26 protein-coding genes and 1 riboswitch are annotated in these 25225 nt (G+C 44.4%); of the genes, 8 read left to right on the top strand and 18 right to left on the bottom strand.

Annotated elements, in window-relative coordinates:
* Window positions 1-23 precede the first annotated feature (23 nt).
* Together B9T20_RS06890 and B9T20_RS06885 are read left to right on the top strand one after the other, a co-directional pair.
* Window positions 24-722, top strand: a complete 699-nt coding sequence (locus B9T20_RS06890) for a peptidoglycan DD-metalloendopeptidase family protein (RefSeq protein WP_094490381.1) — start codon at window positions 24-26, stop codon at window positions 720-722.
* 116 nt (window positions 723-838) lie between these two features.
* Entirely contained in the window at window positions 839-1270 is a 432-nt protein-coding gene (locus B9T20_RS06885) for a molybdopterin-binding protein (protein WP_094490380.1), read from the top strand.
* 52 nt (window positions 1271-1322) lie between these two features.
* Here the strand turns inward: B9T20_RS06885 and panC are convergent, their stop codons facing one another.
* Together panC and panB are read right to left on the bottom strand one after the other, a co-directional pair.
* On the bottom strand, window positions 1323-2150 hold the full coding sequence (gene panC, locus B9T20_RS06880; protein ID WP_094490379.1) for a pantoate--beta-alanine ligase: 828 nt from the start codon (window positions 2148-2150) through the stop codon (window positions 1323-1325).
* A gap of 9 nt (window positions 2151-2159) precedes the next feature.
* Window positions 2160-2951: a 3-methyl-2-oxobutanoate hydroxymethyltransferase gene (gene panB / locus B9T20_RS06875; RefSeq protein ID WP_094490378.1), complete on the bottom strand. Its 792-nt coding sequence runs from the start codon at window positions 2949-2951 to the stop codon at window positions 2160-2162.
* Window positions 2952-3034: 83 nt separating this feature from the next.
* Between panB and B9T20_RS06870 the strand changes: the two genes are divergently transcribed.
* The gene (locus B9T20_RS06870; protein ID WP_094490377.1) at window positions 3035-3973 is read left to right on the top strand and encodes an arsenic resistance protein; all 939 of its coding nucleotides are present in this window, start codon (window positions 3035-3037) and stop codon (window positions 3971-3973) included.
* A 41-nt stretch (window positions 3974-4014) separates the two neighbouring features.
* Here B9T20_RS06870 and B9T20_RS06865 read toward each other — a convergent pair whose 3' ends face one another.
* Genes B9T20_RS06865 through B9T20_RS06850 form a run of 4 tightly spaced genes read right to left on the bottom strand, consistent with a single transcriptional unit; the run spans window position 4015 to window position 6900 of the window.
* Complete coding sequence (locus tag B9T20_RS06865; protein WP_008315746.1) at window positions 4015-4782, bottom strand: ABC transporter ATP-binding protein; 768 nt, start codon at window positions 4780-4782, stop codon at window positions 4015-4017.
* Entirely contained in the window at window positions 4775-5620 is an 846-nt protein-coding gene (locus tag B9T20_RS06860; protein WP_008315747.1) for an ABC transporter permease, read from the bottom strand. The genes B9T20_RS06865 and B9T20_RS06860 overlap by 8 nt, the downstream gene beginning before the upstream one ends.
* Window positions 5621-5626: 6 nt before the next feature.
* Window positions 5627-6595, bottom strand: a complete 969-nt coding sequence (locus B9T20_RS06855; protein ID WP_008315748.1) for an ABC transporter substrate-binding protein — start codon at window positions 6593-6595, stop codon at window positions 5627-5629.
* A 20-nt stretch (window positions 6596-6615) separates the two neighbouring features.
* Window positions 6616-6900, bottom strand: a complete 285-nt coding sequence (locus tag B9T20_RS06850; RefSeq protein ID WP_094490376.1) for a YerC/YecD family TrpR-related protein — start codon at window positions 6898-6900, stop codon at window positions 6616-6618.
* A 296-nt stretch (window positions 6901-7196) separates the two neighbouring features.
* Between B9T20_RS06850 and B9T20_RS06845 the strand changes: the two genes are divergently transcribed.
* A complete protein-coding gene (locus B9T20_RS06845) occupies window positions 7197-8552 on the top strand; it encodes an MFS transporter (protein WP_094490375.1) in 1356 nt (451 codons plus the stop codon).
* 32 nt (window positions 8553-8584) lie between these two features.
* Here the strand turns inward: B9T20_RS06845 and B9T20_RS06840 are convergent, their stop codons facing one another.
* Window positions 8585-9520, bottom strand: coding sequence for a lysine exporter LysO family protein (locus B9T20_RS06840; RefSeq protein WP_094490374.1), 936 nt, complete (start codon window positions 9518-9520; stop codon window positions 8585-8587).
* A gap of 159 nt (window positions 9521-9679) precedes the next feature.
* Here B9T20_RS06840 and B9T20_RS06835 point away from each other — a divergent pair, with 159 nt between their 5' ends.
* The 3 genes from B9T20_RS06835 (at window position 9680) to glnA (ending at window position 12217) form a co-directional block, all read left to right on the top strand.
* Window positions 9680-10363: an AzlC family ABC transporter permease gene (locus B9T20_RS06835; RefSeq protein WP_008315759.1), complete on the top strand. Its 684-nt coding sequence runs from the start codon at window positions 9680-9682 to the stop codon at window positions 10361-10363.
* Window positions 10364-10702, top strand: coding sequence for an AzlD domain-containing protein (locus B9T20_RS06830; RefSeq protein WP_008315760.1), 339 nt, complete (start codon window positions 10364-10366; stop codon window positions 10700-10702). It begins immediately after the preceding gene.
* Window positions 10703-10804: 102 nt separating this feature from the next.
* Window positions 10805-12217, top strand: coding sequence for a type I glutamate--ammonia ligase (gene glnA / locus B9T20_RS06825; RefSeq protein WP_094490373.1), 1413 nt, complete (start codon window positions 10805-10807; stop codon window positions 12215-12217).
* 56 nt (window positions 12218-12273) lie between these two features.
* Here the strand turns inward: glnA and queE are convergent, their stop codons facing one another.
* From queE to B9T20_RS06800, 5 genes are all read right to left on the bottom strand, one after another.
* Window positions 12274-12981, bottom strand: a complete 708-nt coding sequence (queE, locus tag B9T20_RS06820) for a 7-carboxy-7-deazaguanine synthase QueE (RefSeq protein WP_094490372.1) — start codon at window positions 12979-12981, stop codon at window positions 12274-12276.
* Window positions 12978-13403 (bottom strand): 6-pyruvoyl tetrahydropterin synthase family protein, encoded by a 426-nt coding sequence (locus B9T20_RS06815; RefSeq protein ID WP_094490371.1) that lies wholly within the window; start codon window positions 13401-13403, stop codon window positions 12978-12980. The genes queE and B9T20_RS06815 overlap by 4 nt, the downstream gene beginning before the upstream one ends.
* On the bottom strand, window positions 13403-14065 hold the full coding sequence (gene queC, locus B9T20_RS06810) for a 7-cyano-7-deazaguanine synthase QueC (RefSeq protein ID WP_199415233.1): 663 nt from the start codon (window positions 14063-14065) through the stop codon (window positions 13403-13405). Before queC ends, B9T20_RS06815 begins: the two co-directional genes overlap by 1 nt.
* A gap of 4 nt (window positions 14066-14069) precedes the next feature.
* Window positions 14070-14114, bottom strand: a riboswitch (PreQ1 riboswitch).
* Window positions 14115-14198: 84 nt separating this feature from the next.
* The gene (gltS, locus tag B9T20_RS06805) at window positions 14199-15458 is read right to left on the bottom strand and encodes a sodium/glutamate symporter (protein ID WP_094490369.1); all 1260 of its coding nucleotides are present in this window, start codon (window positions 15456-15458) and stop codon (window positions 14199-14201) included.
* Between the two features lie 86 nt (window positions 15459-15544).
* Window positions 15545-17764: an NADP-dependent isocitrate dehydrogenase gene (locus B9T20_RS06800; RefSeq protein WP_094490368.1), complete on the bottom strand. Its 2220-nt coding sequence runs from the start codon at window positions 17762-17764 to the stop codon at window positions 15545-15547.
* Window positions 17765-17907: 143 nt separating this feature from the next.
* Between B9T20_RS06800 and B9T20_RS06795 the strand changes: the two genes are divergently transcribed.
* Window positions 17908-18456: a hemerythrin domain-containing protein gene (locus B9T20_RS06795; protein WP_094490367.1), complete on the top strand. Its 549-nt coding sequence runs from the start codon at window positions 17908-17910 to the stop codon at window positions 18454-18456.
* Between the two features lie 21 nt (window positions 18457-18477).
* Here the strand turns inward: B9T20_RS06795 and gatB are convergent, their stop codons facing one another.
* Genes gatB through B9T20_RS06765 form a run of 6 tightly spaced genes read right to left on the bottom strand, consistent with a single transcriptional unit; the run spans window position 18478 to window position 25159 of the window.
* A complete protein-coding gene (gene gatB, locus B9T20_RS06790; protein ID WP_255375204.1) occupies window positions 18478-19920 on the bottom strand; it encodes an Asp-tRNA(Asn)/Glu-tRNA(Gln) amidotransferase subunit GatB in 1443 nt (480 codons plus the stop codon).
* Window positions 19921-19934: 14 nt separating this feature from the next.
* Window positions 19935-21380: an Asp-tRNA(Asn)/Glu-tRNA(Gln) amidotransferase subunit GatA gene (gene gatA / locus B9T20_RS06785; protein WP_094490366.1), complete on the bottom strand. Its 1446-nt coding sequence runs from the start codon at window positions 21378-21380 to the stop codon at window positions 19935-19937.
* 31 nt (window positions 21381-21411) lie between these two features.
* Window positions 21412-21702, bottom strand: coding sequence for an Asp-tRNA(Asn)/Glu-tRNA(Gln) amidotransferase subunit GatC (gatC, locus tag B9T20_RS06780; RefSeq protein WP_094490365.1), 291 nt, complete (start codon window positions 21700-21702; stop codon window positions 21412-21414).
* Window positions 21699-21905: a cbb3-type cytochrome oxidase assembly protein CcoS gene (ccoS, locus tag B9T20_RS06775; protein ID WP_008315774.1), complete on the bottom strand. Its 207-nt coding sequence runs from the start codon at window positions 21903-21905 to the stop codon at window positions 21699-21701. Before ccoS ends, gatC begins: the two co-directional genes overlap by 4 nt.
* Window positions 21902-24334: a heavy metal translocating P-type ATPase gene (locus B9T20_RS06770; RefSeq protein WP_094490364.1), complete on the bottom strand. Its 2433-nt coding sequence runs from the start codon at window positions 24332-24334 to the stop codon at window positions 21902-21904. The genes ccoS and B9T20_RS06770 overlap by 4 nt, the downstream gene beginning before the upstream one ends.
* A gap of 3 nt (window positions 24335-24337) precedes the next feature.
* Window positions 24338-25159, bottom strand: a complete 822-nt coding sequence (locus B9T20_RS06765; RefSeq protein ID WP_008315776.1) for a FixH family protein — start codon at window positions 25157-25159, stop codon at window positions 24338-24340.
* Window positions 25160-25225: the final 66 nt, after the last annotated feature.

Genomic DNA, 25225 nt, shown 5'->3' with positions numbered 1-25225 from the left:
CTCATAAAAAGACAATGAAATCTATGCGTACAACCCTCATCGTTCCGTTCATGTTGGTGATTGCTGCCTGTTCTAGCCATGGTGTGTATACCGTTCGCCCCGGCGACTCTTTAAACAGCATTGCCAATCGTTACAATCTTTCGGTCGCTGAGTTAAGTCGCATGAATCACATTTCTAATCCTGATCACATTCGAGTCGGCCAACAATTGAAGATCAGAGGCGGTGCTAAAGTGCGTGACAGTCGCGCTGTGGCATCCACCTCATCTTCAACATACAAACCCAATAAAACCACCAGCGTTGCTGATCACACCATTAAAGCGCCGAGCACTTATAACAATCAACCCATCCCCAAAATGGGCGGCTGGCATAAACCCACACAAGGGAAAGTGGTGCGCAGCTTTAATCCAAATTTACCTGGCCATAAAGGCATTCAAATTGCCGGCAACCTCAATCAACCTGTCACCAGCGCCAACAATGGTCAAGTGGTGTATGCAGGCGTTGGCAGCGGCGGCTTTGGGCAATTGGTCATCATTAAACATTCAAACAGTGTTTACACAGCCTATGGCTATTTATCCTCCATCTCTGTGCGCGAAGGCGAACGTGTGAAAAGTGGACAACAAATTGGCACCATGGGTAAAAGTTCAGAAGGTCGCAACATCCTCCATTTTGAAATTCGTGTGAACGGATCCCCAATCAATCCAACACGTTATGTGAATTTTTAATTTCGCGCGCCCACATTTTTAGGGCTATCTTCCTGCCTGCGAGATGGTGTATGATTCCAAATGCGTTCAAGAAAGAACCATCAAGAGTACAACATAAGTAAAGTAAGGAAGGAAACATGAAAACAACAGCACGCAACCAATTTACAGGCACCATCGAAGCCATCCAAACCGGAGCGACCAACGATGAAGTGATCATCGACATCGGCCATGGCTTAGAGATCGTCGCGGGCATTACACAAGGCAGCACTCGTCGTTTAGAATTATCTGTTGGGCAAGAAGTGATCGCCCTCATCAAAGCACCGTGGATCATCCTCGCTGAAGACACGGATGAATATGAATTCTCCACGCGTAACCAATTTAGCACCATCGTCACGGACGTTAAAACCGGCGCTGTGAACAGTGAAATCTTTGTCAAAACAGAAGAAGGTATTGAGCTTGTGGCCATCGTCACCAATGAAAGCGTTGAAAACTTAGACCTTAAAGCCGGTCAAAAAGTTAAAGCCCTCTTTAAAGCACCGCATGTAATTTTAGGTGTTAAAAAAGCATAATCAAAAAAAGCATATCTCGCTTGAGATATGCTTCTGTGTCCATCTGCAACTTTTAAATGCGTAAATTATCTAATAAGCGCGTTGCACCCATTTTAGCCGCTGCAAGCACAATCAAATGATCTGTGCGCAAATTGGCAACAGCCAATGTGTCGGCATCACGAATCGATAAATAATCCACCTGCCAACCTTTGGCATTTAAATCATCTTTAGCCTTTTGTTCAATGGCGCGTAAATCCTCATTGCCCGCTAACACTGCTGCGCGCACATTTTGTAAGCATTCGGACAATTCAATGGCTTGCACTTTTTCTTCAGACGATAAATAACCATTGCGACTCGACAATGCCAAACCTTTTTCATCGCGTTTAATGGGCACAGAGATGATTTCAACCGGCACATTGAGCTCACGAACCATCTCTTTGATGATGTGCAGTTGCTGAAAATCCTTCTCGCCAAAGCACGCGCAATCTGGCGTGACAATGTTAAAAAGCTTAGTCACCACAGTGGCAACGCCATTAAAGTGCCCATCACGCGTTGCGCCGCACAACTCATTTTGAATGCTTGAGGGCACCACACGCACAGATTGCACGCCAGATGGATACATCTCACTGGCACTTGGTGCAAACACTGCTGTCACGCCTGCTTTGGCCAATTTTTCGCAGTCCGCCTCTAACGTGCGTGGATAACTGCCAAAATCCTCATTTTCACCAAACTGAATGGGATTGACAAAAATGGAGACAATCACGTGATCGGCCGCAGCTTTTGCGCGCTCAACTAAGGATAAATGCCCATCGTGCAGATTGCCCATTGTGGGCACTAATGCCACGGATGATAACGTTTGACGAAGGGCACGCAACGCTTCAATGGAATGGATGATTTTCATGTAATCCTCTTATGCTTCAAATGTATGAATGGATTCAGGAAAAGTCCCCGCTTTAACCGCCGCAATGTATGCTGCAATGGCGGCTAAAATGGAATCTTGACCCTGTAGGAAATTTTTCGCAAATTTCGGTGGTTTCGGATAAATGCCGAGTAAATCTTGTAACACCAAAACTTGTCCATCGCAATCTTTACCCGCCCCAATGCCAATCACAGGAATGCTCAGCGCCTCAGTCACCGCTTTTGCCAATGATGCCGGAATGCACTCTAATACCAACAAGGCAGCGCCCGCTGCTTCATGGGCTTTAGCCGCAGCTAATAATGCTTGTGCCGCGTGCTCATCGCGCCCTTGCACGCGATAGCCACCCAATGTATTGACCGATTGCGGCGTTAAACCTAAATGGGCACACACAGGAATGGAGCGTGCCGTTAAATAAGCTGTTTTTTCCACTTGAGGCATGCCGCCTTCTAATTTCACCATATGAGCGCCCGCCTTCATTAAGGCCGCCGCATTTTGATATGCACTGATGTGATCGGCTTCATAGCTGCCAAACGGTAAATCAGCAAGCAATAGTGCCGTTTGATTGCCGCGCGCCACATTTTGTGTGTGATACACCATGTGCTCTAATGTGACAGGCAATGTGCTTGTGTGTCCCTGAACCGTCATGCCCAATGAATCGCCAATCAATAAAATCTCAACGCCTGCGGTTTCCATCACGCGGGCAAACGATGCATCATAACACGTCAGCATGGTGATTTTTTCTTGCTTAGCCTTCAACTGTTTCAATGTGGTCACTGTAATCATGATCATTCCTACTTGATAAAAGGAGCTTGATTATAACGCCGCTCACAAAAAGTGCTATCCTTGAATCATTTAGGAGCCACTCTGTGCAAGCTTTGCTCGAACAATTTCAAGTGCGCATTTATCTCATCACCCTTAGCATTGCCGTTGTGATGGGTTTATCTATGCCGGTCAATCTGATGGATGCTTTACCCATCGCGCTTGGCATCCTCATGTATGGAATGTTTGTACAGATTCCTTTTTTAAAATTCCTCGATATTTTAAAAGCGCCGCGGTTTTTATGTACCATTTTATTGAGCAACTTTGTAATCATTCCGCTTGTCTTGAGTGTGGTTTTTCCCTATTTTCCCCATCATCCTGCCATTCAATTTGGCATTTTATTGGTGTTACTGACGCCGTGTATTGATTATGTCGTGGTGTTCACAACCCTTGGCAAAGGCGATGGCAAATTGATGCTGGCCGCGACGCCGATTTTATTGATCCTGCAAATACTGCTTTTACCCATTTATATTTATCTATTTTTGGGGCAAAGCTTTGTCGCTGCGCTTTCCATTCAGCCCTTTGTGGAATCATTTTTTGTCTTAATGTTATTGCCTTGCGTTGCGGCTGTCCTTGTACAGAGCACACAAAAGCATCGATGGAGTCAAATCACACAATCCATTTCTAATGCTTTGCCCGTACCGCTGATGGCACTTGTGTTGTTCATCATTGTGAGCAGCAATATTACTGTGGTGGTGTCAGATTTAACATTATTGCAACAATTGATCCCCATTTATATTGGATTTATGGTGATCATGTTCCTCATTAATCTCATGCTTGGGCGATCATTTAAATTGCCCTCCAATGAACTTCGCACAGTGATTTATAGCGCAGGTACACGCAATTCACTGGCGGTATTGCCCTTTGCATTGGCCTTACCAAGCCAATGGGTGCTGATTGCCATCACCGCAATTGTCACACAAACCTTGGTGGAACTTGTGGGCGAGCTCATCTATGTGCGCATCACGCCAAAGATTCATGGATAAAAAAAGCCCTGCAATGCAGGGCAACTTTATGAACAACAGGATTATACATCCGCAAAGTCTGCTTCAAACATCCCCGCTAATGCAGGCGCTGAAATGTTTTGCTTCTCTTCACGGGTGAATGTTTTTAAGAACTGACCATTTTTAAGGAGCATCGTGCGATCGCCATATTCAATGGCGTGATGCATGTTATGGGTGATCATTAAACAGGTTAAATCGGAGTCTTCCACAATTTTGTTGGCCAAGTACATCACCGTTTCCGCAATTTTTGGGTCAAGGGCAGCAGTGATTTCATCTAAGAGTAAAATCTTAGAATCTGCCAAAATCGCCATGATCAAACTCAACGCTTGGCGCTGCCCGCCTGATAAATTCATTACGGAATCGGATAAGCGATCCTCAAGCCCCATGTTCAATAACGATAAACGATCTTGGAAAAATTCACGCTGAGCCTTGCCGTTGAAAAACTGTAAGCCCCTAAATTTACCGCGTTTAGCGGCAAATGCCATGTTTTCTAAAATCGTCATGCGTTCCATGGTGCCCACACGCGGATCTTGCATCACAATGGAGACATCTTTTGCACGCTTTTGCTGGGATGCATTCGTCACATCCACATCATCAATCAAAATGCGACCTTTCGCAGGCTTCATAAAACCTGAAATCACATTAAACAAAGTGGATTTACCCGCGCCATTGCCGCCAATGATGACGGAAAACTCGCCTTTTTTTACTTCAAGATTTAGGTTAGAGAGCACTTCTCGCTCAAGCTTTGTGCCTTTTGCCACAACCACATCGATGGATTCTAATTTAAGCATTTTTACGTCCCGGCATTGCCATAATCACCACAATCAATAAACCTGCAATCAAGTTAAAGTCTGAGGTTTGAAGGTGTAAGAATTCAACGTTTAAGGCCACCGATGTCACCACGCGATATGCAATTGAACCAATGACGCAGCTCAATAATTTCACCCAAAGGGAGCGAAATGGCAAGATTTTCTCACCGATGATCACTGCAGCAAACCCTGCAATGATCGTCCCAATGCCTGAGGTTAAATCCCCAAAGCCTTGCTGCTGAGAGAACAATGCGCCGCCAAGGGCGATCAAACCATTGCCGAGCGCCACGCCTAAAATGATCATCCATTTAACATTCACGCCGCCATTTAAGCATAATCGCTTATTTTGACCGATGGCGCGCAGTGATAAACCTAGATTGGTGCTCAAAAACCAAGTGAACACCGCCACAAGCACAATGGCAATGATGGCTAAATAGATCAGTGGTGAGAAGGTGAAAATCGTTGTTTTACCCAGCAATGAAATGTTAGGAATGCCGCCCATCACATGGATATTGACGGAATAGAGCATAAATGCCACCAAAATCCCCGCCAATAAGTCCGTCACTTTAAAATAGCAATTTAAAATGCCTGTGACAGAACCTGCAAGCATGCCGCCTGCAATCGCCATCAAGAGTGAAAAATAGGGATTGTATCCATATTTAATCATCACGCTTGAAATGGCTGCACCTAACACAAAACTACCATCGCAGGTTAAATCTGGGAAATCAATCACGCGAAACGTTAAATAGATCCCCATCCCGACGATCCCATAGATGAGCCCTAAAATCAGGCTCATCTCCAACTCATACATACTGATCATGCAACATTAATCCTTTTTGATGATTTTTGCAGCTTTCGCTGTCACGGCTTCTGGGAATGTGTAGCCCAATTTATCTGCCGCATCTTGGTTGATGTAAAGCTCTAAACCACTTGGGAAACCCACATCAATGGTGTTGATGTCTTTGCCATCTAACACATCGGCGATCATTTCTGCGGTGTCTAACCCTAAATCATATTGATTAGGACCAAGGGCGGCCAATGCGCCTAATTCAACCGCATCCGTATCTGCCACAAACACAGGTTTTTTCTCTTTTGTTGCCGCCATGACGATGCTTTCAAGCGCCGCTAAAGCAGTATTATCACCATAAATGAAGAGCGCATCTGTTCTGCCCGCTAAGCGTGTTGCAGCTTGTGGCACATCAGATGTTTTATTCACGGCTTGCTCAACAATCGTTAAGCCCAATTGTTTGGCTGCTTTTTGTACATCATCTAACTGCTGAATGGAGTTCGCTTCTGCAGGATTATAGATAAAACCAATGGTTTTAAGGTTTGGCAATAACTCTTTAAACAATTCAAACTGTGGCACCACATCCACTTTGTTGGACATGCCTGTCACATTGCTGTTTGAGCCTGATAATTTGGTCACTAAACTTGCCGTTAATGGATCAGTAATGGAGGAGAAAATCATTTTGGTTTTCCCTTCATTGGCAGCTTTGACTAAGCTTTGGGCTGATGTTGTGCCAATGCCCACCGTCACATCTGCTTTTTGGCTCACAAATTTAGAGGAAATTTGACTGGCTAAAGCAATGTTACCTTGCGCAGATTCCACGCGATAATCTAAATTTTCACCCACTTTATAGCCGCGTTTTTCTAAGCCATCTTTAATGCCACGCGCCGTTTGATCTAATGCCGGGTGCTCAACGATTTGGTTCACATAAACTTTTTTCATCTCAGCATATGATGCACCGAATAAAGTCACCATACCAAGCGCTGCTGCCAATACTGTCTTTTTCATTCCATACTCCTGATGTTTAATTATGCTTGATCAATCTTTGCCAAAACGGCGGTGTAACCATTGTTATTTTCATCTTTTAAGAAGCGTGCAACACGCCCAATTGTGGTCAAACTTGCCCCGGTAAGGGCATGAATTTCTCGGTATGAATATTGCTCTTTTGCCAACAAGCGACACACACGCCAGCGCTCCACAAATGCGGCATACTCATTGGGCGTACAAAGATCACGTAAAAAAGCGTTCATGCTTTGTGCATCCTCAATCGTCAATAATGCATCACACAAGGCTTTATAATCTTCATTTTTCATACTCAAATACTCCCAATCAAACTGTACTACCATGATAGTACAGTTTGCCATTTTGTCAATTTTTTTTTCATCATTTTTATGGAGAGACTTGCAATTATTTCAGAACAATTGTACAAAAGATGACATGAACAAAATGATTGCACTGGTTTATTTCTTTTATTTCTATTACTTCAAGCCCTGCGGGACTCGGAGCTTTTTTGTGATGCAGAAATAAAACCACACAATTTTTCCGAAACCCGCCAAATGGCGGGTTTTTTTATGACCACTACGATAAAAAATCAACAAAGGAGTTAACCATGAGTGACATCGCTCAGCCCATATCAAGGCGCCAACCATTGACAAAAGAGGATAAAAAAACCCTCTCACTTTCTGCCCTAGGCGGCACTTTAGAGTTTTACGATTTTGTCATCTATGCCCTATACATTGAAACTGTAGTCAAACCGCTCTTTTTACCGGCAGATCTTGCTGCGGGCTTTTGGGGCGATATTTTCGCATGGGGTGGCTTTGCAGCTGGTTACTTAGCGCGCCCCATTGGCGGCGTTGTCATGGCGCACTTTGGGGATACATTGGGACGCAAAAAAATGTTCACCCTCAGCATCTTTATGATGGCCATTCCGACATTGTGCATTGGCATCATGCCCACATATGAAACCATTGGCATCTTTGCCCCCATATTATTGATCCTCTTTCGTGTGTTACAAGGCGCTGCCATTGGTGGTGAAATGCCAGGCGCTTGGGTGTTCATTGCAGAACATGCACCGAAAAAACATTACGGCCTTGGCATTGGCATTTTAACGGGCGGCATTGCTGGCGGGATTTTATTGGGCTTTTCCATCTCCCTTGGCATCGACATCATCTATGCGGACAATAAAGCCGCCATCACCGATTACGCGTGGAGAATTCCATTCATCATCGGCGGTATTTTGGGCTTAGTGGCGGTATATTTGCGCCGCTTTTTATCAGAAACGCCCGTATTCCAAGAAATGGCAAAAAAACGTGCGTTGTCTAAAGAGATTCCCATTGTTGCCGTTGTGAAAAAGCACCGTCTGGCTTGCTTATTGACTGGTTTACTCACTTGGTCACTCTCCACAACCGTGATGCTCGGCATTTTATTTACGCCCGTTAAAGTGCTGCAAGGCATTTATGGCATGGATCCACTCATTACGCGCGCATCTGGTTTAGTGGCTGCTGTGTTCATTGTGATTGGTTGCGTTGTGTGCGGCATGATGGAAGATCGCATTAAAACACGTCAAGCCTCCCTCTTCTTTTGGGGCGGATTGATCATAAGCTCAGCCGTATTTTACACCACATTGATGTACAACCCATCTGTGCCATTGATGATGACGTTATACGCAGTGATGGGCTTTTTTGCAGGCTGCACATCATTGCCGCCGATCATTGCCACGCGCATGTTCCCGCCAGCCATTCGCTTCAGCGGATTATCCTTCTCATACAACATTGCCTATGCCATTTTCAGTGCATTGACGCCGGCCATTGCCATCGCACTGCTTAAAATCACCCCGATGGGCGTTGCGTACTACTTATGGTTCATTGCGGCATTGGCCATCGTTATTGCCTTTATACCGTTAGCCTACAAAGGTTGGCAGGCAGAAGATGAGGCTGCACCCCTTGCGGCTGCGCCTGCACTGTAATTCCACACAAAACCTACGGCAACGTAGGTTTTTTATTGCGCTAAGCTGCCAAAGAAGACCAAGAAAAATGGCGCCACTAAATTGATGATGAACCCAAAGCTGATGGCGATGGGCACCACTTTAATACCGCCTGTTTTTTGGATTAACGGCAACACAAAATCCAACGATGTTGCCCCGCCCGATGCCACTGCAGATAGTGGATAACGCGCCATTAGAAGCGGAATCACTGCAAAGGCAAAGAACTCACGAAAGAGATCATTAAAAAAGGCGATGCTGCCTACGGTGGGCCCTAAGCTTTTTTGCAACACGCTTGCGGACAATGAATACCAACCAAAACCTGAACTGATGGCAAGGCCTTCTAACACCGGACGACCATTGAGCCATGCGGCAATGATGCCGCCCACAAAAGAGGAGATGATCACCGCCACACTCAAAATCAAACCATAACGATTGAGAAAAACTGCCTTTAAACCAATGCCATTGCTGCGTAGCTGAATGCCCACAAACAATAACAGCAACATCAAAGCGCCCTGCCCAAGCACATCGTTGATCACTTTAAAATCGTGCATCGCCAAAATATTGAGGGCTAAAATCCCTTGCCCCACAAAAATCCCTACCACAATTGCGCCAAGGAGCTTTGCGGCATTCCACACAAGCCTCCAAGTCGAGGTTTGATAATCAGCGGCCTTTTGTGTTGTGACGGGCAAAGCGCGATCTAAATAGATGCAAAACAGAAGATTCATCCCCAAAATACAAACGATGTAAATCGCCGTTTGCCAAAGAATGTTGCCAAGCTCACTGTTGAGATTTTCCATCGTGGCCAAGCTTAACCCCATCACAAAAAGAATCAAATAGATCAGGATCATTAGGCTATGGTCAATCAGCTTCAAAAGTGTTTTCGAGCGCACAACTGTAAAAAAGCCGATGAACAACGGCGCTAGAATCCACAGCAAGTTAAGCAACATCATGATGAATCAACCCATCAAAAAACAGAATCACAAAGAGTAGCAGACATCTTGCTCAGTTGCCAATGCTTCAATACTATACAACCCCCACAATCTCTTATAGAATCATGCGCATCAATTGAACATAACAATAAAATTCAACCACTGACAAATGAGGATATTATGGAACGCTCCACATGGAGAGAGGCACTAAAAGTCTCAACGCCTGTTGCAATGGGTTACATTCCTGCAGCCATGGCTTTTGGCGTATTATCAAGCGCCGCGGACATTCCCGCATGGATCTCAATTTTCATCAGTATCACTGTCTTTTCAGGTGCGGCTCAATATGCCGCGATTCAACCGGTGGCGATGGGCGCATCGGTGTTAGATTTAGCCATCAACACATTCGCCATTAACCTTCGTCACATTTTTTATGCGCTGCCTTTAATGGATGCATTGCCTGAATCAAAACTCAAGCGCACCTACTGCCTCTTTTGCCTCACCGATGAAGCATTTTCATTGATGACAACCTTGCCAAAGGAGAAACAAAAATCCCTCTTTTTAAAAATTGCCACCTGTGTGCACAGTTATTGGATCACGGGGACCATTTTAGGCGTCATGGCTGGCCATAAACTTGGGCAATGGATTCCGAATTTGGAGTTTGCCCTCACCTGCCTATTTGTCATTTTGTGGTACGAACAATGGAAGCAGAAAAAAGTCCTTTATCCCATGTTGATTGCATTGCCTGCCTTTTTGATCGCTTATGTGCTCTTTCCAAAAGCATTATTGATCATCGCGCTTGTGATCACCATTGCAGGCATTTTGCTCCATTATGTCATGCAACAAAAACAGAAAGTGGAGGCTTAAATGTTACCGATTCCATTATTACTGATTGGCATTTTAGTGATGGGCGCGATCACCCTCATTCAGCGCGCTTTTCCAACGTTAGTGCCACAACGATTATTAAGGCAACGTTGGTTGGTGGCATTAAACTTTGCCTTGCCGATGGCGGTGATGACCATTTTAATCCTCAGCAGTTTAGATGCCTTTAGCCCAAATCCTGATCTTTTTAAAATTTTCTCAGAAGCCCTCGCCTTAGTCTTAGTTTTGCTATCATATATCCGCTTTGGCAATGTGTTCATTAGCCTTGCGGTGGGTATTGGTGCTTTAAATGGATTTTTAGCCCTCTTTGCGATGATGCAATGATGCCCATTTGAAAAGTTGCGAAAAGGCTGAAGAAATATTTGGCGGACCCTTCGCAATTTGATTACAATTAATTCTTTCTGCGCTCTTAAAAGGATGCTTATCATGTCTGAGTTTACTGCTTCTTCCATATTATCCTTCATTCAAGATGAAGAGGTGAAATACGTTGATTTACGCTTTACGGATATCAAAGGGTTAGAACATCATTTAACCGTGCCAGCACGCCAGATCAATGAAGATTTCTTTGAAGAAGGCAAAATGTTCGATGGCTCAAGCTTCAAGGGTTGGAAAGGCGTTGAAGATTCTGACATGATTTTGATGCCAGATCCTAAAACTGCACGCCTTGATCCTTTTTATAATCACAAAACATTGATGATCCATTGTGACATCGTGGAACCTTCTACATTGCAGCATTACTCAAGAGATCCACGCTCCATTGCAAAATTGGCACAAAATTACTTGGTATCCACAGGCATTGCGGATGATGCATTTTTAGGGCCAGAAAACGAATTCTTCATTTTTGACAATGTGTCCTACAGCACAGAAATGGGCAATGTGGGTTACACAGTTGATGCTGAAGAAGCCTCATGGAACTCAGATTTAATGGAAAATAACCTTGCCCACAGAAATGGTGTCCAAGGTGGTTATTCTCCGATTGCTCCGATTGATCGCTTACATGAATTGCGTGCACAAATGTGCGAAATGATCGAAGCACTAGGCATTGAAACAGAAGTACACCATCACGAAGTGGCAAGCGCAGGCCAATCTGAAATTGGTGTCAAATTCAATACATTGGTGGCTAAAGCCGATGAAACGCAATTACTCAAATATGCCATCAAAAATACGGCGCACCAATATGGTAAAACTGCCACATTCATGCCAAAACCTTTGCACAATACCAGTGGCTCTGGCATGCATGTCCACATCTCTTTGATGAAAGATGGTAAAAACCTTTTTACCGGTGAAAACTACGCGGGATTGTCAGATACAGCCCTTTACTTCATTGGCGGCGTGATTAAGCATGCTCACGCGCTCAATGCCTTCACCAACCCATCAACGAACAGCTATAAGCGTTTAGTGCCTCATTTTGAAGCACCTGTGATGTTGGCTTATTCAGCAAAAAACCGCTCTGCTTCAATCCGCATTCCATACATCAATAACCCGAAAGCACGCCGCATTGAAGTGCGCTTCCCGGATTCCACTGCCAACCCTTATTTAGCATTTGCAGCGTTATTGATGGCGGGTTTAGATGGCATCCAAAACAAAATTCACCCAGGTGAAGCGATGGATAAAGATTTGTATGATTTGCCAAAAGAGCAATTACAAGACATTCCACAAGTGTGCTTTAGCTTAGAAGAAGCCATCAAAGCATTAGATGCAGATCGCGCCTTCTTAAAACAAGGCAATGTTTTCAATGATGATTTCATTGATGCATACATTGCGCTCAAAACAAAAGAGTATGAATATGTGAACCGCATTCCACATCCTGCGGAATTTGAGTTGTACTATTCACTCTAAGTTAAATCTTCCGACAAAAAAGGCGCTCAATGCGCCTTTTTTATTTGCTATACAAACTAAACGCCGCGGCGATTGCCCCAAAGCAGCGCATGCATTTGCGGCAATACACGCACATTTTTAAGCACAGTCGAACGCATCACTTCATCCACAAGCACCGCATAGCGCTTGAGTAAATGGAGCGATGTATTTGCTTCATCTGCCTCCAATGTTTGATCATTGCCCGCTTGTACAAACATCGGGAGATGCGGATAACGCTGATGGATCATCTCAGCATAAAGTAAATCCATGCGATCAAACACTACAACTTTAAGAGAAATATGACGGCCTTCTAGTTGAGTGATCATCTCATCGAGCACTGTAAAATCTGTATTCATGCCACTTGAGGGCGGCTTTGGAGAAAGGGTCACTTCATCAATGAGTTTAAGGCCATCATTCCAATGGGAGCCTTGCGTTTCAATCGCCGTTTGGTAACCGGCAGCATTTAAAGCAAGCACCAATTGATCAAGCCCCTTATAAAGGGCGGGATTGCCACCGCTGATGGTGACGTGATCCACTTGATCCTCATGCAATTGATTGACATGTTCAATGATCATCTCAATCGTCATCAGATCCGGCTTGACAGAGCCATCCCACGTGAATTTAGAATCACACCACACACATTGATAATCACACGCTGCTAAACGAATGAAACAAGTTTTGCGCCCAATGACCATCCCTTCGCCTTGCACCGTGGGGCCAAAGATTTCCAACACAGGAAAATTCATACGAAATCCTCCGCACGGGGCAAATAACGCACATAACTTGTGGGCGTTTCACGCACCAAAACCTGCACGCAGCGCGGCTGATTGTCTAGCTGATTCAAATGATCCTGAATGCGGCGCCAAATGCGCTCTGCCACAATTTCTGTGGATGGCGGCGCACCGTTAAAATCCGCATGATCATTCAATAAAGTGTGATCATATTCACCATGCACCAAATGCTTGAGGGTTTGGAAATTCACCAAAAATCCGCACGCATCCAATTGATCCCCTGCAATCGTGACATTGGCAAAATACGTATGCCCATGTACGCGTTGGCAAACACCGGCAGAATCATTGGGAATGAAATGGGCGGCGGCAAAATGCATGTCTTTATTGAGCTCATAACGAAAGACATGCGTCACAGTTGGATAAAATTGCTGTAGCATCACGCCTCCTTGTTTGCTTTGTCGGCCAAATAGGTTTCTAACCCATTTTGACGCAAAATACAGGCAGGACATTTGCCGCAACCTGCAGCCGGAATCCCTTCATAACAAGTGAGCGTATGATCTCTGACAAATTCAAAGGCGCCCAATTCATCTGATAACGCCCAAACAGCCGCTTTATCGCGCCACATTAATGGCGTATGAATCTCAAAGGGGGCTTCCATCGCTAAATCTAGCGTGACATTGAGGGATTTGACAAATTGATCCCGACAATCCGGATAGCCACTGAAATCCGTTTCACTGACGCCCACCACAATGTGTTTCGCATCTCTTTGATAAGCCACCATCGCTGCAATGGAGAAAAATAGATGATTACGACCAGGCACGAATGTTGAAGGCAATTCACCTTCAGCCATTTCAATGGCAACATCTGGCGATGTTAAGGCATTTTTGGTGAGTTTTTGAAACAGATCCAGCTCAATGGATAACCATTCCACGCCAAGCTTGTCGGCAATGGCTTTGGCATGCTGAACCTCGTTGCTGTGTCTTTGTCCGTAATCGAAAGTCAAGGCAATGACTTCTTTGAATTGTTTTTGTGCCCAAAATAGACAGGTTGTACTGTCCTGACCGCCACTAAAAACGACGATCGCACGATCTTTATTCACAATGATCTCCTTAGTTTTTTATAGAGGGTTGCGCTAGAACCTCTGCTCATTAGCGTTTGCATAGTATAGCAATCTCCATAAAAAAAGCCATTGAAGTTCCCTTCAATGGCTCAGCGTCAAGGAATTGACTGCATTATGGTGTTGGCACCGCCGTCAACATACTGGTGAACATTGGCAATTTCAAGAAGCCTTGAATCACAATCACGTTCACAAGATCAATGAAGAATGCGCCCACCATTGGCACCACGATGAAGGCAACCGGTGCAGGGCCATATTTTTCTGTCACTACTTGCATGTTTGCAATCGCAGTTGGTGTGGCACCCATACCAAAGCCACAGTGACCAGCAGACAATACTGCCGCAGTATAGTCACGCCCCATTAAGCGATATGTCACAAAGATGGCGTACATTGCCATGACGATGGTTTGAACTGTCAGGATCACCAACATTGGCACCGCCAACGTTGCCAAATCCCATAATTTCAAGCTCATCAATGCCATGGCTAAGAAGAGGGATAAACAAACGTTACCTGCAATGGAAACCGCGCGTTCAAAGATTTGATAGCTTGGCACAAAGTTCACAACGTTGCTGATGATCACGCCCACGAACAATACGCACACAAAGGTTGGCAACTCAACAGCTGTGCCTTTAAGGTAACCTGCAATCGCAGTCCCAACGCTCAAACAGATGGCCAGCATTGCAATGGTTTCTAACATCGAAGAGGCTGTGATCGCACGGCGAATCGTTGGGCGATCAAATGCGGTTAAGCTATCTGCGCTTGCTGTTGGATCAATTTCCACTTGATCAGGTTTGCGGTTGATAAGGAAACGCGCAATCGGGCCACCAATCAAACCACCTAATACCAAACCGAAGGTTGCACAAGCCATCGCAATTTCAGTGGCGGAGGTAAAGCCATATTTTTCAGCAAAGGTTGCACCCCAAGCAGCGCCCGTACCATGACCACCGGATAAAGTGATCGAGCCTGCCAATAAGCCCAATAATGGATTTTGATCCAATGCTGTTGCCAAGCCAACGCCTACAGCATTTTGGATGATCAATAAACCCACTACGCCAATTAAGAAGATCGCGATCATTTTGCCGCCCGCCATCAATTGCTTGATGTTTGCATTCAAACCGATGCTCGCAAAGAACATGAGCATTAAAGGATCTTTCAAACTTTGGTCAAAGTTGATCTGAATGCCCTGAAAACTTCTCAAGGCAAACAACGCCAGTGCGGCTAACAAACCACCTACAACAGGCGATGGAAGGGTTAAACGATTGAAGATCGCTAAACGCTTCGTTAAAAAACTCCCCAATAACAACACTAAGCTTGCACAAAGCAACGTGTTATAAATATCCACTGGGATTTCTGTTATAGTTTTCGCAGCTTCCAAAATGTACCTCCAATAAATAAAAAGCCACTACGCCATTTTCATAGCATAGTGGCGGCGGCAGACATTCTACCTTAAATTTTTATAAATTATAAGCTTGTAACATATTGATTTAAGGTAACACTTGGGCGCATTAAGGAATTCAATGCTTTATCTGTTGGCAAATAATAACCTTCAATCTCTTGATTTGGCGTTTGTGCATCGATCAATTCTTTCACAATTTTCGCTTCATTTGTAGCTAAATTGTTGTAGAACTCTGTGAATACTGCTTTCAATTCAGGATCTTCATCTTGGTTAGCCAATGCTTTTGCCCAGTACAAAGTCAAATAGAAATGCGAGCCACGCGTGTCTAATTGACCTGGGCGTGATTGTGGGGATTTATTTTCCACTAAGTATTCAGCATTCGCAGCTTCTAAAGCTTTTGCGATCACAGCAGCACGTTGATTGTCATTCGTACGCGCTAAATGGTGTAAAGATTCCGCCAAAGCCATAAACTCACCAAGGGAATCCCAACGCAAGTGACCTTTGGCCAAATAATCTTCCACTAATTTAGGAGCAGAACCACCTGCGCCAGTTTCAAACAAACCGCCGCCTTGCATTAAAGGTACGATGGATAACATTTTCGCAGAAGTGCCCAACTCTAAAATTGGGAATAAATCTGTTAAGTAGTCACGCAATACGTTGCCTGTCACAGAGATCACATCTTTACCCGCACGAATCAATTCCAACGTTTTTTTCGTGGCTTTTTCAGGGGATAAAATGGTGATGTCTAAACCATTGGTATCGTGATCTTTCAAATATGTTTCCACTTTTTTGATGAGTTCACGATCATGCGCACGGTTTTCATCCAACCAGAAGATTGCTGGCATGCCAGATAAACGTGCACGCGTTACGGCCAATTTCACCCAATCTTGGATCGGTGCATCTTTCACTTGGCACATGCGGAAAATATCGCCCGCTTCCACCGCTTGGCTCATCAACACATCACCAACTTTATTGATCACTTTAACCGTGCCATTGTCAGCCATTTCGAAAGTTTTATCGTGTGAACCATATTCTTGTGCTTTTTGTGCCATTAAGCCCACATTTGGCACTGTGCCGATTGTGGTTGGATCTAATGCACCATTCTCTTTACAATCATCCACTGTCACTTTGTATATGGATGCATAGCAACGATCTGGAATCATCGCAATGGTATCGGCTTGCTGACCATTTTTATCCCACATTTTACCGCCTGAACGAATCATGGCAGGCATCGATGCATCAACGATCACATCGGATGGCACGTGGAAGTTTGTGATGCCAAGATCAGAGTTCACCATCGCTAAATCAGCCGATGCATCAATGATGACTTGGATGTCTGCTTTGATTTCAGCTTCTTTGGCGTGACCGGCGATTTTTTGTGTCAAATCACCCAAACCATTGCGTGCTGTGATGCCAAGCGCTTTGAATTCTTCAGCATATTTTGTAAATAACTCTTCAAAGTAAACTTCGATTAAAGCACCGAAAATGATGGGATCAGACACTTTCATCATCGTGGCTTTTAAGTGCGCTGACAACAATACGCCATCGGCTTTGGCACGTGCAATGGCATCTTTCGCAAAGGCTTTTAATTTGTTCACGTTCATCACAGATGAATCGATGATTTCACCGGCTTGAAGCGGTGCAAAATCTTTCAGCACTTTGGTTTCGCCAGCAGCATTTTCAAATACGATGCTATATTCAGTGGCCGCATCAATGGTCACTGCTTTTTCTGAGCCATAGAAGTCGCCTTCTGTCATGCTCACCACATCTGTTTTAGAATCTTTCACCCATTGACCCATGGAATGTGGGTTTTTGCGTGCATACGCTTTGACAGCTTCGGGTGCACGGCGATCTGAGTTGCCTTCACGCAAAACAGGATTCACCGCAGAACCTAAAACCTTGGCATATGCTTTTTTAATGGCCGCTTCTTCATCATTAGCAGGTGCTTCAGGATAATCCGGTACATTGTAACCTTTGGTTTGAAGCTCTTTGATCGCACGTTTTAATTGTGGAATGGATGCTGAGATGTTCGGCAATTTTACAATGTTGGCTTCAGGTGATTTGGTTAAATCACCAAGCATGGCCAATGCATCATCAATGCGCTGCTCTTCTGTCAAACGCTCAGGGAATAATGCAATGATGCGGCCCGCTAAAGAGATGTCTGTCAATTGCACATCAACATCTGCGTGTTTTACGATGGCTTGAACAATTGGTAAAAATGAGTATGTGGCCAAAAGTGGCGATTCGTCTGTCTTAGTATAAAAAATGGTGTTGCGATTGGTCATTTCTATCCTCCGTTATATGATGACGCACCTTAAAAAAATAGTTACACGTTAATATTTATTTACTTTACAATACATTTGTCTTTACAATATACGTTTAATGATTCAATTGCCCGCTTGATATTTAAAATGATCCTAAAATAGCCATGTTCAAACAATTCATCACCAAAACCATTCCTCATGAGAAGCTTTCCCCTGCAATGCTCACTGATCGTGCTTTTTCAGCAGATCAAACATCGACAAAGCATCTTCCCATTTTTGATGATTATAACCCAGATCTGATCGAAAATTTGACTAAAGAGCACAAAGAGATCCTCAAAACCTGTTTTATTATCGAACACTTAGCCTCTGAGCAAGAATGGGAAAAAACTCAAGCGGCCATGCAGTCCCTCTCACATCTTTTAAATCGACACGTGGATAAAGAAAATCATATTTTGTTTCAATTACTTGAAGATGCTTTAGAGGATGACAGCCAAGAAATTGAGATGGTGCAATACATTCGCCGTGACCTTAATCAATTGAGCATCAACCTCAGAAATTTCATTCATCAATATTGCGACATGCCACATGATGCCATCAATGGTTCACATTTTTGTAAAGAATTCGCATTGATGCTGCGCTACGTTGAACGGCGCATTGAACTTGAAGAGAGTGCCCTTTATCCTTTGTACGAAATCCTCTATAAAAAAACCTAGTCAATGACTAGGTTTAATTGTTTACTGTAATTTTTCTGCCATCAATGCGTTGATTGCAGCAGGATCTGCTTTGCCCTTACTGAGCTTCATCACCTGCCCCACAAAGAAACCAAGGAGCTTGGTTTGTCCGCCCTTGTATTGTTCCACTTGTTTAGGGTTTTTCTCAATCACTTCATTGACCCAACCTTCAATTGCACCGGTGTCTGTCACTTGTTTGAGGCCTTGAGCATCAATGACTTCATCAGCGGTTTGTTCGGATTGCAGCATCAATTCAAACACTTTTTTCGCAATGGAATTTGAGATGGTTTTATCTGCAATGCGCATCAATAAACCGGCCAAACGTTCTGCGGAAATGGCAAAGTTGTCAATGCTTGTGCCTTGCTGATTTAATGTTGCTGAAACTTCACCCAATAACCAGTTCGCCGTCATTTTAGGCTCTGTGCCTTTGGCCACCATTTGGCCAAAGTAATCGCACATTGCGCGCGATTGGATCAAAACAGATGCATCATATTCAGATAAACCATAATCACTGATCAAACGTGCTTGTAATGCTTCAGGCAACTCTGGCAATGTTTCACGCACTTTTTCGATCATCTCTTCGGTGACCACAATCGGCAATAAGTTCGGATCAGGGAAATAGCGATAATCGTTCGCTTCTTCTTTCGTACGCATGGAGCGTGTTTCATTTTTATCCGGATCATACAAACGCGTCTCTTGCACCACTTCACCGCCCGCTTCGATGATCTCGATTTGGCGTGCCACTTCATGATTGATGGCATCTTCAATGAAACGGAAAGAGTTGATGTTTTTGATCTCTGCGCGCGTACCAAATGGCGTGCCCGGTTTATGGACAGAAACGTTGGCATCGCAGCGGAAAGAGCCTTCTTGCATATTGCCATCACAAATGCCAAGCCATGTCACCAATTGATGCAATTGACGCAAATATTGAATCGCCTCTTTTGCTGAATTGATGTCCGGCTCCGTCACGATCTCAAGTAATGGCGTACCGGCACGGTTTAAGTCAATGCCCGTCATGCCATACACTTCATCATGCAGGGATTTACCGGCATCACATTCCATGTGTGCGCGGTTGATGCGAATCTTTTTCTCACTGCCATCATCGGCTGTTACCATCAAGTAACCATTTTGCACAATCGGCAAAGCCAATTGGCTGATTTGATAACCGGTTGGCAAATCAGGGTAAAAATAGTTTTTACGCTCAAACACTGTTTTCGGTGCAATCTGCGCATTGATGGCCAAACCCAATAAAATGGCCTTATCTAACACTGCACGGTTAAACACAGGCAATGTGCCCGGCATCGCTAAATCGTAGAGGCTTGCTTGTGTATTGGGCTCAGCACCATATTGAATGCTTGAACCTGAAAACAACTTCGTTTGCGTTGTAAGCTGTGTATGTACTTCTAATCCAATGACAACTTCCCAAGTCATGGTCAATTCCTTTATTCTGCGTGGCTCAATTAATCCAAAGTTGGCAATTTTGTGTGCCAATCCGTCTCTTTTTGATAAGCATGTGCCACATTTAAGATTTTTCCTTCGTCAAATGCGCGGCCAATGATCTGTAAACCCACCGGCAATCCTTCAACAAATCCCGCAGGAATGGACATTGCAGGCAAACCGGCTAAGTTCGCGCCCACCGTAAAGATATCGCTTAGATATTCATTGGTGCCGCCTTTGCTGTCTTGTCTAAAAGGCAGATCCGGCGAGGTTGGCCCCATAATCACATCCACTTGACTCAACACAGAGTTATAGTCATTTGCCACAAGACGACGCACTTTTTGTGCTTTCACATAATAGGCATCATAGGCGCTTGCACTCAATGCATACGTTCCCATAAAGATGCGTTTTTTCACCTCTTCGCCAAAACCTTCGGCGCGGCTACGCATATATAAATCTTGTAGATCTTGTGGATTCTCACAGCGGTGACCATAACGCACGCCATCAAAACAGGCTAAGTTACTGGATGCTTCTGCAGGTGCAATGGTGTAATAGACAGGCACCACCACATCGGTATTTGGCAATGTGACTTCAACCAATGTTGCACCCATCGCTTCATACTGTTTTAATGCATTTTCAATCACGGCGGCAATTTTAGGATCTAAATCTTTAGATAAAAATTCTTTAGGAATCCCGATGCGTAAACCTTCAATCGATTGATTGAGTAAATCTGAATATTTTGGCACAGCCACATGATGGGAGGTGGAATCTTTCGCATCGTGCCCCGCCATCGCTTCAAACATATAAGCACAATCTTCTGCCGTTTTTGCAATCACGCCCGCTTGATCAAATGAACAAGCAAATGGAATCATGCCCCAGCGCGAAATGCGGCCATAGGTGGCTTTAATGCCTGTTAAGTTACAAAAGCTCGCTGGCTGACGCGTTGAACCACCGGTATCCGATGCCGTTGCAGCCAATACAAAGCCTGCGCTCACAGCTGCCGCCGAACCACCTGACGATCCACCTGCCACATGATCACAGTTCCATGGGTTATGCACAGTGCCAAAGTGACTGGTGCGGTTACTGCCGCCCATGGCAAATTCATCCATGTTCACTTTACCAAGCACCATGACACCCGCTTGATCTAACTTTTCAACCACAGTGGCATCGTACGGGGACACAAAGTTCTCCAACATTTTAGAGGCTGCCGTTGTTTTAATGCCTTTGGTGCAAAAGAGATCTTTATGAGCAATCGGAATGCCTGTGAGCATCTTTTGCTCGCCTTTAGCGATCGCTTCATCGGCCTTTTGCGCTTGGGCTAAGGCATGATCATACGTTTTAGTGATGAAGCTGTTGATCTTTTGATCATGGGTTTCGATCTCTGTTTTGAAGTGCTCTAACACCTCAACGCTTGACACCTCTTTGGTATCTAGCGCTTCGCGTAATGCTTTAATGCTATAGTTTTTCATAATGCCTAAATTCTTTCGATGGATAAATGGGTTATTCGATCACTTTTGGAACGAGATACAAGCCTTTTTCAACGGCTGGCGCCACTACTTGATACTCATCACGGTGATTCGTTTCCGTCACCACATCTTCTCTAAAAGGTTGTGTACGATCAAATGGGTCACTCATCGGTTCGATATTCGTGGTATCCACACTTTGCAACTGATTGAGGATCGCTAATGTATTTTGTAACTTCTCTTCTAACATCGGCAATTCATCGTCACTGACGGCAATCTGTGCCAACGTCGCAATTCTCTTGATATCAGAGGCTTTCAATTGACTCATTTCTTTTCATCCTTCTCTTCTAAAGTCTTCTCTTCTTTGTCCACACCTATTCGATAATAATCATCATCTTCATCAAATAAAATGCGATGGGCCGGCCCTTCTAAATCATCAAACTGTTTAGAGCGCACCGCCCAAATAAATCCAATCGCTACGGCCACCAATAACAAGAATGATAGCGGCAGAAGAAAGTACAGAATTTTCACTCTTTGTCTCCTTCTCTGATTCTTAATGTGTTGCCGATGACGAGCAGTGAACTTAAGCTCATCCCAAGTGCTGCCATCCAAGGCAGAATAAAGCCCATCATCGCAGCAGGTAATAGCAGAATATTATATAGTAAAGCCCACGCGAGATTTTGAATAATTATTTTATGAGTGCGTTTTGCAACTTTTATGCCCTCTAAAAGCGGCGTCAATTCTGTGGAGTGCATCAAGATCATATCGGCCGTCGCTTGAGTTAAAAGCGCCCCTTGCCCAATGGCAATTGACACATCGGCTTGGGCTAAAACAGGTGCATCATTGATGCCATCGCCAAGCATCGCCACAATCTTACCCGATTGCTGTAATGCGGTGACGTAAGCCAATTTATCCTCTGGCGTTTGATCCCCAAGGGCATGATCAATCCCTAAACGTTGATTCATGTGCTGCACTGTTTCAGTGCGATCGCCACTTAAAATGTGCAGCGTATAACCTGCCGCTTTTAAGGATTCAATCACAGCGATGCTGTCAGATTTTAACTCATCTTTTAAGCAATAAAGCGCCAAAAGTTCATCATTGCTGCCAAGCGCAATCCAAATACCATCATCTAAATCATAATCACGGCTTGCCTTGAACCAATCAACACGCCCAATGCGATAGTTGACGCCATCAATGTAACCTTCTAATCCTTTGCCCACGATGTTATCCACATCTGTCACCGTCAATAACACATCATCACGATGCCCTTTTTTAAAGGCAGAGGCAATGGGGTGATTTGAACTGGCCTCTAATGAGCGGGCAATCAGCATCAATTGATCTTCTGAAAAACGATCGGTGAGTAACTGCGTTTTCACCAAGGTCAAATTGCCTTCTGTGAGGGTGCCTGTTTTATCAAACACAATGTCCGTCACTTGGGATAACGCTTCAATGGTGCCAGAGCGCGTGCCAATCAATCCCTTTTCAATCATCACTTGATTGCCCGTACTGATGGCTGAAGGTGTGGCCAGCGCCAATGCACATGGGCAAGAGACCACCAATACTGAAAGCATCACTTCAAAAGCGCGCGCATCATCCACAAAGAGCCACGCCACATATGTGCCAATACAGGCGGCAATCAAAATGAGCACAAACCATGTGGAGACAAGATCCGCAAGTTTCACAAACTTTGGCTTCTCACTCATGGCGCGCTCGATCATCAAAGTCATTTGGGAGAAAACCGTATCACCTCCGACTTTTGTCACCTTCATCAAAAGGGATTGCTCTTGGTTGATGGCGCCACCAATCACTTCATCATGGCGTTGTTTCTCAACAGGTAAACTTTCACCTGTGAGCAACGATTCATCCACCCATGCAGTTTCTTGCAATAAAATGCCATCAGTTGGGATTGATTCACCAGGTTTGACGCGCAATACATCGCCAATGTTGATTTGATTCACAGCAATCAATTCACTTTGCCCATTACTGAGCATGCGCTCGGCAATGTGCGGCTTTAATTTTAAAACGTGATCCGTCATCATGAGGGCTTTATGGCGAGCATTCATCTCAATTAAGCGAGCGCCCAACAATAAAAAGCCAAACATGGTCACTGACTCAAAATAGATCTCACCGACATTAAATACAGTGTTCCAAATGCTCGCAAGCGTCCCTAAAATAATGGCCAGCGAGATGTTCACATTCATGGTCAGCCGCTTATTTTTCAAATCATAATAGGCAGATTTATAAAATGTCCAACTTGAATATGTCACGCACGGGATCGCCATAATGAAGCTTGCCCAACGCAAAATGAGGCGCGAGCCATCGCTGATGCCATCATAATGACCAAAGTAAAGGCCAAACGAGAACATCATCACCTGCATGGAGAAAATGGCGGCAACACCAAACTCTAAAAAGAGGGTTTGACGTTCTGCTTTGAGTTTTTTTTGTTGCGTTTGCTCATCATAAGGCGTCGCTTCATAGCCAAGATTGTAGATGGCCAAAAGGATCTTTGAGAGCTGGACTTGATCGGGATTGAATTCTAAATACGCACGGTGCGTTGAGTAATTGATGTCAAACTTACGCACACCCGGCAATTGTTTAATTTGATGTTCAATGAGCCACACGCACGCAGCACATACAATGTTGTCAATAATGAGGCTTAAACGAGATAAGTTTTCATCCCCTTCTGTTTGCGAGGAGACAAATTGCTTGGCAATCTCCGGATGATCGTAAAAACTCAGCTCATCACGCAATTCCTTTGGCACCAAATCACCAATGGAATCTGGGCGCAATGCTGCCTCTGTACGAAATTCATAATAATGCAATAATCCTGAGTCACGGATCATCTCACAAACGGCTTTGCAGCCAGAGCAACACATGGGTTGCGGTTGATCTTTGATGGTGACGTAAAAAGGTGCATCACCATGAATCGGCTGCGTACAGTGGAAACATTGTGTGGACATAGATTAAGTCGTCTTTTTAGCAGGTGGAATCACTTCAATGAGGTTATCGTTCACATCTTGATAGACTTCGTCGCCTTTTTTAATGTGCACTTCAAAGTCCCAACGCCCTAAGCGTTCAAACGTCATTGGCGCTTCATAAATGCCCTGACCCACTTCTGTAAATGGCACAATGCGGTTGAGTTCTTGCTCTGCTAGGCGCTTTAAATTGATGGACACTTCTGCATGCTCAATCGGTACGCCTTCACGATCCACCACTAAAAAGCTCATGATGTTCTCTTCATTCATGCGAGGCGGATTGTGTTCAAATTGATAGCGCACTTTCCAGCCACGTTCGGCTTGTTCACGCATTTTAGCTTTATGGGCATTAAAATATGCCTCTTTTTTATGATAAGCATTCGGGACTTCACCGGGGAAGCGCGTATTGACGCTTTTCACGCCGCCATCTTGATCCACATATTGCACACGTAAACCTGATTCTGCCATGAACACAAAAGCACCATCTAAAATGGTGAGCACCACAAAAAAGCCAAACACAGTAATCGGTACCCAATGGGTGCGCTTACCATCTTTGCCTTTTAGAGCATTCGTTTTTTTGCCCACTAAATAGTAAGCATAACTCGTTAAAATGTTACATGAGAAATAGAGGGCAGCCACATCGCCACCCGTCCAATTCATAATTAAGTAAGGCACCAATACGGCAATGCTCAATAACCCTGAGATCACAGAAGCTTGTAACCGTGTAAAACGCAACACATGATGCAACAGTAACGTCACCACTAAAACACTGACGATTCCGGTCATCATTACGGTTAAAACGTCATTCATTTCTACTATTCTCCTTCAAAGTTATCTCACATGAAAAATAGAGCTTACGCTCTATTTTTTACGGTT

The sequence above is a fragment of the Wohlfahrtiimonas sp. G9077 genome, from assembly GCF_002252155.1.
Lineage (GTDB): Bacteria > Pseudomonadota > Gammaproteobacteria > Cardiobacteriales > Wohlfahrtiimonadaceae > Wohlfahrtiimonas.
The sequence above is the reverse complement of the archived record's forward strand: the minus strand, read 5'-3'. Positions and strand labels throughout refer to the sequence as shown.

Excerpts from the sequence above, each read along its gene's own strand:
- B9T20_RS06890 (WP_094490381.1), top strand. The coding sequence starts at position 24 with ATGCGTACAACCCTCATCGTTCCGTTCATGTTGGTGATTGCTGCCTGT.
- B9T20_RS06885 (WP_094490380.1), top strand. The coding sequence starts at position 839 with ATGAAAACAACAGCACGCAACCAATTTACAGGCACCATCGAAGCCATC.
- panC (WP_094490379.1), bottom strand. The coding sequence starts at position 2,150 with ATGAAAATCATCCATTCCATTGAAGCGTTGCGTGCCCTTCGTCAAACG.
- panB (WP_094490378.1), bottom strand. The coding sequence starts at position 2,951 with ATGATTACAGTGACCACATTGAAACAGTTGAAGGCTAAGCAAGAAAAA.
- B9T20_RS06865 (WP_008315746.1), bottom strand. The coding sequence starts at position 4,782 with ATGCTTAAATTAGAATCCATCGATGTGGTTGTGGCAAAAGGCACAAAG.
- B9T20_RS06860 (WP_008315747.1), bottom strand. The coding sequence starts at position 5,620 with ATGATCAGTATGTATGAGTTGGAGATGAGCCTGATTTTAGGGCTCATC.
- B9T20_RS06855 (WP_008315748.1), bottom strand. The coding sequence starts at position 6,595 with ATGAAAAAGACAGTATTGGCAGCAGCGCTTGGTATGGTGACTTTATTC.
- B9T20_RS06850 (WP_094490376.1), bottom strand. The coding sequence starts at position 6,900 with ATGAAAAATGAAGATTATAAAGCCTTGTGTGATGCATTATTGACGATT.
- B9T20_RS06845 (WP_094490375.1), top strand. The coding sequence starts at position 7,197 with ATGAGTGACATCGCTCAGCCCATATCAAGGCGCCAACCATTGACAAAA.
- B9T20_RS06840 (WP_094490374.1), bottom strand. The coding sequence starts at position 9,520 with ATGATGTTGCTTAACTTGCTGTGGATTCTAGCGCCGTTGTTCATCGGC.
- B9T20_RS06835 (WP_008315759.1), top strand. The coding sequence starts at position 9,680 with ATGGAACGCTCCACATGGAGAGAGGCACTAAAAGTCTCAACGCCTGTT.
- B9T20_RS06830 (WP_008315760.1), top strand. The coding sequence starts at position 10,364 with ATGTTACCGATTCCATTATTACTGATTGGCATTTTAGTGATGGGCGCG.
- glnA (WP_094490373.1), top strand. The coding sequence starts at position 10,805 with ATGTCTGAGTTTACTGCTTCTTCCATATTATCCTTCATTCAAGATGAA.
- queE (WP_094490372.1), bottom strand. The coding sequence starts at position 12,981 with ATGAATTTTCCTGTGTTGGAAATCTTTGGCCCCACGGTGCAAGGCGAA.
- B9T20_RS06815 (WP_094490371.1), bottom strand. The coding sequence starts at position 13,403 with ATGCTACAGCAATTTTATCCAACTGTGACGCATGTCTTTCGTTATGAG.
- B9T20_RS06800 (WP_094490368.1), bottom strand. The coding sequence starts at position 17,764 with ATGACCAATCGCAACACCATTTTTTATACTAAGACAGACGAATCGCCA.
- B9T20_RS06795 (WP_094490367.1), top strand. The coding sequence starts at position 17,908 with ATGTTCAAACAATTCATCACCAAAACCATTCCTCATGAGAAGCTTTCC.
- gatA (WP_094490366.1), bottom strand. The coding sequence starts at position 21,380 with ATGAAAAACTATAGCATTAAAGCATTACGCGAAGCGCTAGATACCAAA.
- gatC (WP_094490365.1), bottom strand. The coding sequence starts at position 21,702 with ATGAGTCAATTGAAAGCCTCTGATATCAAGAGAATTGCGACGTTGGCA.
- B9T20_RS06770 (WP_094490364.1), bottom strand. The coding sequence starts at position 24,334 with ATGTCCACACAATGTTTCCACTGTACGCAGCCGATTCATGGTGATGCA.
- B9T20_RS06765 (WP_008315776.1), bottom strand. The coding sequence starts at position 25,159 with ATGAATGACGTTTTAACCGTAATGATGACCGGAATCGTCAGTGTTTTA.